Annotated in this window: 13 protein-coding genes; 5 read left to right on the top strand and 8 right to left on the bottom strand. The window is 72.7% G+C overall.

The genetic code is table 11. The features are described from left to right. Positions 1 to 24: 24 nt before the first annotated feature. Complete coding sequence (locus AC3EQ1_RS04835; protein WP_432092978.1) at positions 25 to 2,286, bottom strand: MMPL family transporter; 2,262 nt, start codon at positions 2,284 to 2,286, stop codon at positions 25 to 27. Positions 2,287 to 2,959: 673 nt separating this feature from the next. Between AC3EQ1_RS04835 and AC3EQ1_RS04830 the strand changes: the two genes are divergently transcribed. Beyond that, complete coding sequence (locus AC3EQ1_RS04830; RefSeq protein WP_432092977.1) at positions 2,960 to 3,262, top strand: hypothetical protein; 303 nt, start codon at positions 2,960 to 2,962, stop codon at positions 3,260 to 3,262. A 124-nt stretch (positions 3,263 to 3,386) separates the two neighbouring features. On the opposite strand, the gene AC3EQ1_RS04825 is transcribed toward AC3EQ1_RS04830, so the two are convergent. The 5 genes from AC3EQ1_RS04825 to AC3EQ1_RS04805 form a co-directional block, all read right to left on the bottom strand. Further along, complete coding sequence (locus AC3EQ1_RS04825; protein ID WP_432092976.1) at positions 3,387 to 4,322, bottom strand: hypothetical protein; 936 nt, start codon at positions 4,320 to 4,322, stop codon at positions 3,387 to 3,389. Positions 4,323 to 4,508: 186 nt separating this feature from the next. Beyond that, positions 4,509 to 4,886, bottom strand: coding sequence for a peptidase inhibitor family I36 protein (locus tag AC3EQ1_RS04820; RefSeq protein WP_432092975.1), 378 nt, complete (start codon positions 4,884 to 4,886; stop codon positions 4,509 to 4,511). A 112-nt stretch (positions 4,887 to 4,998) separates the two neighbouring features. Next, on the bottom strand, positions 4,999 to 5,304 hold the full coding sequence (locus tag AC3EQ1_RS04815; protein ID WP_432092974.1) for a response regulator transcription factor: 306 nt from the start codon (positions 5,302 to 5,304) through the stop codon (positions 4,999 to 5,001). Between the two features lie 184 nt (positions 5,305 to 5,488). After that, positions 5,489 to 6,727: a sensor histidine kinase gene (locus AC3EQ1_RS04810; protein WP_432092973.1), complete on the bottom strand. Its 1,239-nt coding sequence runs from the start codon at positions 6,725 to 6,727 to the stop codon at positions 5,489 to 5,491. Continuing rightward, positions 6,724 to 7,380: a response regulator transcription factor gene (locus AC3EQ1_RS04805; RefSeq protein ID WP_432093041.1), complete on the bottom strand. Its 657-nt coding sequence runs from the start codon at positions 7,378 to 7,380 to the stop codon at positions 6,724 to 6,726. The genes AC3EQ1_RS04810 and AC3EQ1_RS04805 overlap by 4 nt, the downstream gene beginning before the upstream one ends. 143 nt (positions 7,381 to 7,523) lie before the next feature. Between AC3EQ1_RS04805 and AC3EQ1_RS04800 the strand changes: the two genes are divergently transcribed. From AC3EQ1_RS04800 to AC3EQ1_RS04785, 4 genes are read left to right on the top strand one after another with little or no spacing between them, the layout of a single operon-like run. Beyond that, on the top strand, positions 7,524 to 8,060 hold the full coding sequence (locus AC3EQ1_RS04800; RefSeq protein ID WP_432092972.1) for a hypothetical protein: 537 nt from the start codon (positions 7,524 to 7,526) through the stop codon (positions 8,058 to 8,060). Beyond that, the gene (locus tag AC3EQ1_RS04795; RefSeq protein ID WP_432092971.1) at positions 8,057 to 9,307 is read left to right on the top strand and encodes a peptidoglycan-binding protein; all 1,251 of its coding nucleotides are present in this window, start codon (positions 8,057 to 8,059) and stop codon (positions 9,305 to 9,307) included. Before AC3EQ1_RS04800 ends, AC3EQ1_RS04795 begins: the two co-directional genes overlap by 4 nt. Then, positions 9,304 to 9,987, top strand: a complete 684-nt coding sequence (locus tag AC3EQ1_RS04790) for an ABC transporter ATP-binding protein (protein ID WP_432092970.1) — start codon at positions 9,304 to 9,306, stop codon at positions 9,985 to 9,987. The genes AC3EQ1_RS04795 and AC3EQ1_RS04790 overlap by 4 nt, the downstream gene beginning before the upstream one ends. Continuing rightward, positions 9,984 to 11,183 (top strand): ABC transporter permease, encoded by a 1,200-nt coding sequence (locus AC3EQ1_RS04785; RefSeq protein ID WP_432092969.1) that lies wholly within the window; start codon positions 9,984 to 9,986, stop codon positions 11,181 to 11,183. The genes AC3EQ1_RS04790 and AC3EQ1_RS04785 overlap by 4 nt, the downstream gene beginning before the upstream one ends. A gap of 161 nt (positions 11,184 to 11,344) precedes the next feature. On the opposite strand, the gene AC3EQ1_RS04780 is transcribed toward AC3EQ1_RS04785, so the two are convergent. Together AC3EQ1_RS04780 and AC3EQ1_RS04775 are read right to left on the bottom strand one after the other, a co-directional pair. Then, a complete protein-coding gene (locus tag AC3EQ1_RS04780) occupies positions 11,345 to 11,650 on the bottom strand; it encodes a DUF6204 family protein (RefSeq protein ID WP_432092968.1) in 306 nt (101 codons plus the stop codon). Between the two features lie 2 nt (positions 11,651 to 11,652). After that, positions 11,653 to 12,291, bottom strand: coding sequence for a TetR/AcrR family transcriptional regulator (locus AC3EQ1_RS04775; protein WP_432092967.1), 639 nt, complete (start codon positions 12,289 to 12,291; stop codon positions 11,653 to 11,655). Position 12,292: the final 1 nt, after the last annotated feature.

The raw sequence follows: 12,292 nt of genomic DNA, 5'->3' as shown, positions 1-12,292 counted from the left end.
GATCCGAACAGGATTCGAGACGCGTCAGTCACTCTCGGTGATGCCGAAACGGGCGTGGAAGCGGCGCAGCGGGCGCGGTGCCCACCAGTTCGCCTTGCCCATGACGAGCATGAATGCCGGTACGAGAACCCCCCGGATCAGTACCGCATCCACCAGCACGGCCAGGAACATGCCCAGGCCGAGCAGTTTGAGCACCGAGATGTCGGAGCTGGCGAGCGCGAGCAGCACACCGCCGATCAGCACGGCCGCGGCCGTGACGATCGGTCCGGTCCTGCCCACCCCTTCGATGACTGCGCGTGTGTTGTCCCGGTGCACCGAGTACTGCTCACGGATCCGGGACATCAGGAACACCTCGTAGTCCATCGACAGACCGAACGCGGCGCAGAACATCAGCACCGGTACGGTGACGTCGAGATAGCCCGTCGAGGTGAAATCTCCCACCAGCCACTTCAGATGTCCGTCCTGGAAAATGAAGACCATGGCGCCGAACGACGCCGTGAGGCTGAGGGTGTTGAAAAGGATCGCCTTGGCCGGTACGAGCAGGCTGCCCGTGAACAGATAGAGCAGCACGAACATGAGGATCACGATGATGCCCAGGGCGTACGGCAGCCGGTCGCCGATCACCGACTTGGTGTCCGCGAACCGCGCCGCGTCGCCCGCCACATGGACGCTGCCGGGCGCCGGCATCGCCCGGATCTTCCGGACGATCTCCTCACTGCGCGGCGAGAACGCGTTGTCGGACGGCACGATGAGCAGCCGCGTCACATCGCCCCGCACATACGCCCGGGCCGGCAGGTCGGCCCTGCCCACCCGCTTGCCGTCCGCGTAGGCGCCGAGCGGGGTGTCGAGGTACTCGACCCCGTCCAGCCGCGACACCCGGCGGAAGTAGCCGGCCTGCTCGTCCGCCGGGGCGTCCCGGAGCACGGCGTGCACCGGGTTCAGTGCCCCGGCCGCGAAGTGCCGCTCCACGCTGCGCGCCGTTCTGTGCGCCTCGGCGCTCAGCGGCAGCACCCGCTCGTCGGTCAGCCCGAACTTCGCCTGGGTGAACGGCAGGCCGAGGCCGACGAGCAGGATCACCACGGGCATCGCGACGAGCAGCGGACGCCGCGAGACCCGCCGGGCCACCCGCGACCAGAACGGCGGCCCCGGCTCGGCGGACCGCTCCCGCCGCCGGAACCCGCGCAGCAGCGGCGTGACGTCCCCCGCGTCCAGCCACCGGCCCAGTGCCAGCAGCGCGGCGGGCAGCACCACGATCGCGGCCACACCCACCGTCAGCACCGCCGGGATGGCGGCGTACGCGAGCGAGCGCAGGAAGTACAGCGGGAAGATCAGCAGGGCGCTCAGACAGAGCGCCACCGTGAGCGACGAGAAGAAGACGGTGCGCCCCGCGGTCCGGACGGTGACGATCGCCGCCGTGTGCGGATCGAGCCCCTTGCCGGACTCCTCCCGGAAGCGCATCAGCAACAGCAGGCTGTAGTCGACCGCCAGCCCGAGCCCCAGCGCCGTCGTCAGGTTCAGCGAGAAGATCGACACCTGGGTGAACTCGGTGACCCCCTGCAGAATGGCCAGGGTGAGCGCCACCCCGACCACCCCGACGAGGAACGGCAGCAGCGCCGCGGCCACCGTACGGAAGACCAGCAGCAGCACCAGCAGGATCAGCGGCGCCGCCACCAGCTCGGCCCGGACGAGGTCCTCGTCGCTCTGCCGCTGCAGCTCCGCGTTGGCCTCGGCCTCGCCCGTCACCCCGACCTCGAACGGCGGGTGTTCGCCGCGGAGCCGGGGCACGAGCCGCGCCGTGGTGTCCTGGACCCGGTCGTCGTCCCCCGACAGCCGCACCGCCACCACCGCGGAACGCCCGTCCCGAGCCCGCATCGAGGTGTCGCCGGTGGTCCAGTAGGACTCGGCCGACGCCACTCCGGGCTGTCTGCGGACCCGTTCGGTGTACGCGGTGCCCGCGGCGGCGGTGGCGGGAGAGTCGACCTCGGTCCCGGACTCGAGCAGGAGCAGCAGATGGGGCTTGGACACCCCGAACTTCTCCTGCAGGGTGTCCTCCGCGATCCGGAGGTCCCGGGTGGAGGCCGCGTAGCCGCCGTTGGAGAGGTGGTCCACCACTCCGCCGCCGTAGACCCCTGCCAGCGCGGTGAGCAGCAGGGTCGCGACCAGTACGGCACGGCGCCGGCGCAGCACGACCGCGGCGAACCGTTCCAGCCAGGTGCCGCCGCTCCGCCGGTTCGTCGGGCCGTCGAGCAGTTCCCCGGAAGGTAACGGCTCCGTGTGCCTTGCCATGCCAGCCCCCGTAGCTATCGGCTGAGGCGTAATCATACAGGAGCGTATGTATGATCACCACGAACGCCGGAAAACCGCATGTCACCAGCGAAGACACGTTTCTGACAGTCCGTCGCATCCGATCTTCGCAAGCGCCTTCCGGGTGGTACGTGCGGTCGTGCCCGACGCCTGGGGCCGGGCCCCCACCCGGGACACGCCGTACGCCGCGGGCGGCGCGATCCCGCCCTTCGCCTCGGCTCCGGCCGCTTCCGCTCGGAACGGAAACGGCACGCAGCGCTCCGCCGCCGCCCGCTGCCCGATGCACGTGCAGCCAGCACCCTGGCATCCTTGATCGGCGGTGTCACGGCGGTAACTGGTCACCCTGGAGCCTGCGGTGGCGGCCTCGTTCCGGTGCGAGGGTCGGCCCCTCTCCGCCGGCCTCCGGTCGTGCCGCGGCGAGTCCCGGCAGCCGGGGCGGAGGGGCGCGCGCCGGGGCCCGGAAGACATGCCCGGGGAGGCCCGGGGCGGGTCCGGGGGCGGGGCGAACCGTTCCGGATCCGGCCGCCTCCACGATACTCCGCACTCCCTGCCGCAGCCCCTGCCGCACCCGCTCCGGCCAGGCCGTTTGTCAGTGGCCGCCCGTAAAATGGAAGCAGTTCGTGAGGGGTCCGATCAGCACGCCAGGAGGTCGCCGATGGCCACAACCGCAGTCACGAAGAAGCCGACCACGAAGCACCGGACGAAGCCGACGACCCAACCGCCCGCGCCACTGCGGAAGAAGCCGCTGCCCGCGGGCCGGCCCCGCGAGTGGTACGAGTCCCACAACCGCAAGCTGAAGGCCATGCGCCTGGTCATCGCCCTGCTCGACACGGGCGTCTACCGGACCGAGCAGGCGCGCAACCGCCGGATACGCAGCACGGCCGCCCGGATCGGCATCCACCGGCCGTCCAACACGACCTGTCGGATGGTCCGTTCACTGATCGCGGACGGGAACTGACCGCGGAAGGGGACTGATCGCGGAAGGGGGCTGACCGCGGAAGGGGGCTGACCGCGGACGGGAACTGACCGCGGAAGGAACCTGACCGCGGAGAGGGGGGAGTGAGCGCGTGCGGGGCCGCGACCTACCGCGGCCCCGCGCGGGACACCCCGGTGGTGACGGCGCGGGCCATGCGCAGCCGTTCCCCGTTCGCCCGCCGGACGATCTGCAGTGCGCCGGAGTTCTTCCGGATGAGCTCCCGCTGATACGCGGATTCGACGGCGAACCAGATACCGATCAGATTGATGCGCTTCTTGCACCGGATGTCGGCCGTGGCGGTGGCGACCGCTTCGGCATTGCCGTCCCCGCGCAACTGGGGATCCGCCAGAGGGGCCAGCGGGTCCGGGTAGTCGTAGCCGCGCTCCGTCATGCACGCGGACCACGCCTTGGACGCCTTTTTCACCCGGGAGTCCAGCCGTGACCGGTTGAAGGATTCCATGGACAGTTTCTGCGGCAGATCGAGAGGCGAGGAAGCGCTCGCGGAGGAGGGAGCGGTGAACTCCCGCTCGGCCCGGCCCGCGCACCCTCCCTCGGGAATGCTCTTTCCCTTGACGGTCGACCGCCCCTTGCCGAAGAGCACCGACTCCGCCGCGGGTTCGATTTTCGGGCGCGCGGGAGGAGGCTGTCGGCTGGGGTCCCGGTCGCCGAGACCGTAGCCGTCCTCGGCCGCGAGTTTCGCCTCGGAGATCCCGTACCGCCGTTCCGTCAGGCTGCGCGGTCCGTACTCCCGCTCCGGCGGCTGGACGGTGTAATCGAATCCGAACCGCTCCATGCAGCGGTCGATCAGTACGACGCGGGCCCGGTCCGTTTCGCGCAGCTCCTGTCGGCTGGGGAGATAACGCTCCAGCGGCATCCGCAACTTCGTACTGGCGAGGACCGACGGAATGCCGGTGACCTCGGGCTCCCGCCGGTCCGGGCCGGCCGTGCCGGAGGAGCAGCCGGCGGACACCAGGAGCGCGCAGCACAGCGTGAGGAGAGCGGTGGCGCGCTGCGCGGGGAGTCGGCGGCCGGGCATGGGCATGGTGGGCTCCCTGCGGAATGCGGATAGAGTGCGGGAACCGGTGCTCCGCCCAGCTCCAATGGGCGGAGCACCGGCCCCTTTGTGCCTCAGCGAGTCGAATCGGACGAGTCGGATCGGATGAGTCGGATCAGGCGAGCCGGATCGGACATGGCCGGGTCGGACGTCGCCGGATCGGACGTCGTCGGATCAGGCGTAGTACGCCGACGTCACCGTGTTCTTGAAGGTGGCGCTGAAGTTGGCGTACTGGCCCGGATTGATGTAGCCGCAGCCGCCGCCGTAGTTGGCGCTCAGGCACACGTACCAGGTGAACGAGTCGCGGTTCCAGAAGGACTCGGTGTTGTTGTTGGCGGAGATGCTGGTGCCCGGGAACACGTCGTTGCTGAAGTCGGCGTCCGAGACGTAGAGGTCGAAGATGGGCGAGCGGTAGTCCGTGAGGTAGTACAGCCCGAGTTCACCGACCTCCACCACGCCGTTCTTCCCGGCGGCGTCCGCCGTGCCGGCCGTGGCGACGCCGAGACCGCCCAGAGCGGCCAGAGCCGCCGCGGTGGCCAGAGCGCGGTGCATTCTTCGTCTGATATTACCGTGCATGTTTCCCCCAGAATCTGGTGGCCGATGCGATGGAATCCGGCCCCTTCGGCCGGACAAGGCAATGGCAGCAGATACCGGGAGGCGTCATCTATTGGCCCTTGGGACAGTTCTGGGCGTGATAGGCGCAGGCGATCAAGCAGGCCTGTAAACGGGACTTGACCGCCAACTTGCTGAGAATGCTGGAAACATGGGCCTTTGCTGTTCGCTCACTGATGCACAGCGCCTGGGAGATATCGCGGTTCGACGGGCCGCCGGACAGGAGCAGGAGGACGTCCCGCTCACGGTGGCTGAGCAGGCCGACCCGCTCCAGTACGGCCGTCGCACCGCCTTCCGCCCCGTGCTCCGGGGTGAGCAGGCACAGTGCACAGATCCGGCACTCGTTGCGCGAGTCCATGGTTGCCTCATTTGCGATCCGTCGATCCATCCGAGATGTGCCAGGTGCCGTTCACCGCCCCAGTGCATTGACCGCCCCCAGTGCGATGAACAGCCCACCGCCCCCAGCGGTTCCGGGGCAGACATAGCGCGCGGAAGACGTATACCCCTACATACACGGCGCGTATCGGCGCGTCAGGGCACACTCAGTGCGCGGGGAGCGTGACCGCCACCTCCAGTCCGCCCCCCTGGCGCGGTGTCGCAACGGCGGTGCCGCCGTGCGCCCGGGCGACCGAGCGGACGATCGAGAGCCCGAGCCCCGTTCCCCGCGCCGAGCCGACCCGGTCGTCGAGGCGGCGGAACGGCTCGAAGAGCGCGGGGACTTCGTGCGCCACCACGACAGGACCGCTGTTGGCGAGGGTCAGCCGGACGGTCCCGCCGCCGCGGCGGCAGGTGCCGCGCACCCACCCGTCGGCGATGTTGTACCGGATCGCGTTCTGCAGCAGGTTCTGCACCAGGCGCTCCAGCAGCACCGGATCGCCCGTCAGCGGCGCCGGTGTCGCGTCCCAGGACAGGCTCACCCCGGCGCGCGCCGCCTCGGGCCCGGCGGCGTCCACCGCATGCCGCACCAGGTCGGCCAGGTCCAGCGGCACCGGGTCGGCCACCGTGGACTCGGACCGGGCCAGCATGAGGAGTCCTTCGATCAGCCGCTCGTGCCGGGCGTTCACCTCGATCAGCGTCTCCCCGAGGTGCCGGAGCTGCGGTGGCGCGTCGGGCCGGGCCATCGCCACGTCCAGCAGCGTCCGGTTGATGGCCAGCGGCGTCTTCAGCTCGTGGGAGGCGTTGGCCACGAACCGCCGCTGCCCCTCGAACGCCGCGTTCAGCCGGCCCAGCATGTCGTCGAAGGTGTCGGCCAGTTCGCGCAGTTCGTCGCGCGGCCCGGTCAGCGCGATCCGCTCGTGCAGACTGCGGTCCGCCACCCGGCGCGCGGTGGCCACGATCCGGCTGATCGGCCGCAGCGCCCGCCCGGAGACCAGCCAGCCGATCCACAGGCCCCCCAGGGCGAAGATCCCCAGCGTCAGGGCCCCGCGGCCGATCAGCGGGTCGAGCGTGCGCCGGTGGAACTCCTGCCGGAGCTCCTCGGAGGCGGCGCTGAGCCGCTTCTTGACCGCCATGGCCTCGCGTTCGTCCCGGCCCGCGGGCGGGGGTGCCGGTGCCCCGGCCGACGCCCGGGGGCCGGGCGAGGCCGGTGCGGACGGCGCGGGCCCGGCCCCGGCGCCCGTCGCGCTCGCGGGCATCCCCGCCGGAGGCGTGATCGGCTGGGTGGCGATGATCCGGTCGAGCATCACATAGGTCACGGTCAGCAGTGCGAGCCCGGCCAGCAGGACCAGCCCGCCGTAGAGCAGGGTCAGCCGGACGCGGATGGTCCAGGAGTTCGGCCTCACGGGATCCGGTACCCGAACCCCGGGACCGTCCGCACCACTTGCGGCGGCCCCAGCTTGCGGCGCAGCGTCATGACCGTGACGCGGACGACGTTGGTGAACGGGTCGATGTTCTCGTCCCAGGCCCGTTCCAGCAGCTGCTCCGTGCTCACCGCGCTGCCCTCGCCCCGCAGCAGCTCCTCCAGCACGGCGAACTCCTTGCGGGACAGCGGGACGTACCGGCCGTCGCGGAAGACCTCCCGGCGGCCGGGGTCGAGCGAGATGCCCGCCCGGACCAGCACCGGGGGAGTGGCGGGGCGGGCCCGCCGCCCCAGCGCCCGTACCCGGGCGACCAGCTCGCCGAAGGCGAACGGCTTGGGCAGGTAGTCGTCGGCGCCGAGCGAGAGCCCGGCGATGCGGTCGCCGACGTCACCGGCCACGGTCAGCATGAGAATGCGCGTGCCGTACCCCTCGGCCACCACGGCGCGGCAGACCTCGTCGCCATGCACCCGCGGCAGGTCCCGGTCGAGTACGAGGACGTCGTACTCGTTGACCCCCAGCCGGTCCAGCGCCGCCGCCCCGTCGTACGCGACGTCCACGGCCAGGGACTCCTGCCGTAACCCCTCGGCGATCGCGTCCGCCAGGAGTTCCTCGTCCTCCACCACGAGCACCCGCACCACCGGCCACCCCTCGAGTCGATTCCCGGATGGTGCGCCATCGCCCATAAGGCACGCATAAGCGCTCATCCTGACAGTGAACTTACAAACCGTTCGCTCTCATCGGCTACGGCACGGACCGGCCAAAGGGAAGGAATCCGACCATGGCTGGACAACGAACGGTACGACTCGCGGCGGCGTCCCTGCTCGCCGTCGTGCTGGGACTCACCGGGTGCGGCAACGACCACGGCCCCGGAGTGGCCACGGCCGACGGCTCGCCGACCGCCCGCGGTTCGGCGGACCCGGACAACGGGAAACGCTCCCGTGAGTACGCCGCCTGCATGCGCCGGCACGGCGTGGTGCTGGAGGAGACCTCCGAGGGGCTGCCGCAGGTGGACAAGGACGGCACCCCGGTCCGGAAGATCGCCGAGGCGGCCGAGAAGTGCCGCGACCTGCAGCCCGGCGGCACCGCCCCGGAGAAGGCGGCGCCCGAGGACATCGAGAAGCGCGGCCGGTACGCCGCGTGCATGCGGCGGCACGGGGTTCCGCAGTACCCCGACCCCGATCCGCGCACCGGCGAGCCGGAGATGGACGCGGAGCTGGCCGAACGGATCAAGAAGGATCCCCAGACCCCCGAGGCGCTGGAGACCTGCCGTGAACTCCTGCCCGGCGCCGGCGGATCGGCGGTGAACGGCGGATGAGGAAGGCAACCCGCCGCACGCGGATCGTGGCGGCCGGCGCCGCCGTGACGGCCGTGGCCGCGGTCGTCGCCGTGGGCATCGCGGGCACCGGCGGCGGAGCCGAGCCGCAGCGCCGCGACGGCCCCGCGGCCACCACCCGTATCACCCGGCAGACGCTGACCGACGCGACCACCGTGGACGGCGAACTCGGATACGGCCCCACCACGCCGGTCGCCTCCCGGGCCGGTGGCACGGTGACCTGGCTGCCGGCCGTGGGCAGCACCGTCACCCGGGGCGCACCGCTGCTGCGGGCGGACGACCGGCCGGTGCCGCTGCTCTACGGCGCCCTCCCGATGTACCGCGAGCTCCGGACGGGCTCCCGCGGCCGGGACGTGCTCCAGTTCGAACGCAATCTGGCGGCGCTCGGCTACGTCGGCTTCGACGCGGACGAGCGGTACACCGCCTTCACGGCCGCCGCGGTCAAACGCTGGCAGGCGCGCCTCGGGCTGCGCAGAACCGGATCGGTCGCCGTCGGGCAGGTGGTGTACGCGCCGGGTCCGGTGCGGATCGCCGGGCACACGGCCCGCGTCGGCGGCTCCGCGGACACTGAGGTCCTGACCTGCACCGGCACCGAACGGGTGGTCACGGCCGAGGTGCGGGTGCTCGACGCCGGCTGGGCGGTCCGGGGCGCGAAGGTGCGGGTGGAGCTGGAGAACGGACGGACCGTCCGGGGCACCGTCACGGGCACGGGCTCGGACGACGGCTCGGACGAGGGTTCGCAGGACGGCGCTCAGGGCGGTTCGCGGAACGGCACGGACGGGAACTCATCGGGCGGCTCGGGCGGTTCGGGCGGCAGCGGATCCGGCTCCTCCGGATCCGGCGGCGGTTCGGGAGGCGGCGGTTCGGGGGGCGGCGGTTCGGGAGGCGCCGGCGGGGGCGGCTCCGGCAGTTCCGGAACCGGCGGCGACGCCACCGTCCGCATCACCGTGTCCGTCGCCGCCCAGCAGGCGCTCCGCGGCCCGGAACACGCCCCGGTCGGCATCCGCTTCACCGCCGACCGGCGCGCCGGAGCCCTCACCGTGCCGGTGGCCGCGCTGCTCGCTCTCGCGGAGGGCGGCTACGGCCTGGAACTCGTCGAACCCGGGCGGAACGGCGCGCCACCGCGCACCCGGATCGCACCGGTGCGCACCGGACTGTTCGCCGAGGGCCGCGTCGAGGTGCGCGGCGAGGGCATCAGGGCCGGCCGGAGGGTGGGGATGCCCGGATGAACGTCGTCGAGCTGCACCGGGTCTCCAAGGTCCACCCCGGCGGCGTGGAGGCGCTGCGCGGCGTCGATCTGACCGTCTCCCACGGCGAGTTGGTCGGCATCGTCGGTCCGTCCGGCTCCGGGAAGTCCACGATGCTGCACATCATCGGCACCCTGGACCGGCCCTCCTCCGGCCGGGTGCTGGTCGACGGGCACGACGTCGCCCGGCTGTCCGACCGCCGGGTCTCGGCGCTGCGGGCCCGCCGGATCGGCTTCGTCTTCCAGCAGTTCCACCTGTCCGCCGGGACCTCGGCCCTGGACACCGTGGCCGGCGGGCTGCTCTACGCGGGTGTGCCGCTGCGCGAGCGGCGCCGGGCGGCTGCCGACGCCCTGGAGCGGGTGGGCCTGGGGCACCGGCTCGGCCACCGCCCGCACCAGCTCTCCGGCGGTGAGCAGCAGCGGGTGGCGATGGCCCGCGCGGTCGTCGGCGACCCGGTCCTGCTGCTCGCCGACGAGCCGACCGGCAACCTGGACTCCGCCTCCGGCGCCGCCGTGCTGGCGGTCCTCCGGGAACTGCACGCGGCCGGTACCACCGTCCTGGTGATCACTCACGACCGGGACGTCGCCGCCGGACTGCCCCGCCGGGTGCACATGCGCGACGGCCGCCCGGCCTCCGAAGCGGCAGCGGGCGGGGCGTCGTGACCGGGCCCGGGGAACTGGTCCAGGCGCGACTGAGCGCCGCCGACCTGGTCCGGGTCGGCACGGCGGGCTTGCGCACCCGGCCGCTGCGGGTCGTTCTCTCCGCGCTCGGCGTGGCCATCGGCATCGCGGCGATGCTCTCGGTGGTCGGCATCTCCGCCTCCAGCCGGGCCGGTCTGGACCGGGCCCTGGACCGGCTCGGCACCAATCTGCTCACCGTCGCCCCCGGCAGCACGATGTACGGCGGCTCGGCCGAACTCCCCGACCGGGCCGTGGCGATGGTCCGCCGGATCGGGCCGGTGCGGTCGGTGTCGGCGGTCGGCCGGGTCGAGGCGCACGTCTACCGCAACGACCGCATCCCCGTCGGGCAGACCAACAGCATCGAGGTGCTGGCGGCCCGCGCCGACCTGCCGCGCGCCCTCGCCGGCCGGGTCCGCTCCGGCGCCTGGCTGAACGAGGCCACCTCCCGCTACCCGGGCGTCGTCCTGGGCGCCACGGCGGCCCGGCGCCTGGACGTGCGCACCCCCGGACTGAGGGTCTGGCTGGGGGAGGAGTGGTTCAGCGTGACCGGCATCCTGGCCCCGATGCCGCTGGCCGGAGAGCTGGACGGTGCCGCCCTCGTCGGCTGGCGCACCGCGGAACGCTACCTGGGCTTCGACGGACACCCCTCCTGCCTCTACGTCAGATCCGCCGAACCGGCGGTGGAGACGGTGCGCTCGGTGCTCGCGGCCACCGCGAACCCGGAGGCGCCCACCGAAGTCCGGGTCTCCCGGCCCTCGGACGCGCTGGCCGCCCGCCGGGCCACCGACGAGACGCTGAGCGCCCTGCTGCTGGGCCTGGGCGCGGTGGCGCTGCTCGTCGGGGGCATCGGGGTGGCCAACACCATGGTCGTCTCGGTCCTGGAACGGCGGCCGGAGATCGGGCTGCGCCGGTCGCTCGGGGCGTCCCGCGGGCAGATCCGGCTGCAGTTCCTGGCCGAGTCGCTGCTCCTGACGGCCCTCGGCGGGGCGGGCGGGGTGCTGCTGGGCACGGCGGTGACCGCCGCGTACGCCACGGCGCAGGGCTGGTCGGTGGTGGTCCCCTGGTGGGCGGTGTCCGGCGGTCTGGCGCTGACGCTGCTCATCGGCGCCGTCGCCGGTCTCTACCCGGCGGTCCGGGCGTCCCGCATGCCGCCGACGGAGGCGCTGGCCGCCCCGTGACGGCCGTCCCCGCCGGGGCCCGACCGGCGCCGGGTGCCCGCTCGGCGCCGAGCCGAACCAGCCTCGGCACCGGGCAGAACGAACCTCGGCCCGGGCCGGACGAGCCGTCGGCCCGGGGCGGCGGGCGCGGTGCGGCAGCCGGGCGGGCTCCAGCCGCCCGGCTACCGCGCCCGCCCCTTGCGGCGGACCTTGATCTCCCGCATGTCCGTCACCGCCACGCGCAGGATCCGGTGCGGATACCCGTGGGCCTCCAGCGCCGTGACGGCCCGCCGGGTCGCCTCCTCCTCGCCGTCGTCGGGGCCGGCGGGGAGCTCGCACCGGAAGGTGAAGGCCGACAGACCCCGGTCGTACGTGAAGGTGCCCGCCTCGGTGAAGGCGGCCCGGAACGCGTCCGCGTCGGCGAGCAGACCGGCCCGGCCCGCCTCGCTCAGCCCGTCGAAGGTTCCGCGGATGGTCACTCGGAACACGGTCACTCCTCTCGTGCGGCGAAGCCCAAAAGGCGTTCGCCGAGCAGGTCCTCACTGACGTCCAGCAGGCGCAGCACCGCCGCGGCGATCGCGTCGGGGCCTGCGCCCGCCGAGGTGAGCCGGCCGATCTCGGCGAAGATCAGCGCGTGCAGGGCGCCGAGTTGGGCGGCCGCCACCCGGGGCGTGGGGTCGTCCGGTCCGGCACCGGTCTCCTCGGCCAGGACGAGAGCGAGCGCGTCGGTCATCTGCCGGCCGAGCTCCTCCAGCCGGGCGGTGAGCGTGGGGGCGGCCCGCATCATGGCGTAGACCCGGCCGAACCCCGCGGTCAGGCCGAGGCTGCGGTCCCGGCGGTGCACCTCGTCGCGCAGCGTGCTCAGCACCGCGCCGGCGGCGGACTCGCCGGGGGCGCGGTGCCGCACCATGTCGGCGAGCCGCTCCGGAGAGGCCTGGTCCGGCGGCAGGACGAGGTCCTCCTTGGCCTGGAAGTAGTTGTAGACGGTGTTCACGGACACCTCCGCCGCCTCGGCGACCTCGGCGATCGTGACGTGCTCGAATCCGCGCTCCACGAACAGGCCGACGGCCGTCTCGGAGATGCGCTTCCGCGTCTGCCGCTTCTTGCGTTCCCGCAGCCCTTCGGTCATG

It is taken from the genome of Streptomyces sp. bgisy100 (assembly GCF_057709105.1).
Note: the sequence above shows the minus strand (reverse complement) of the source record. Positions and strands in the feature narration are given on the sequence as shown.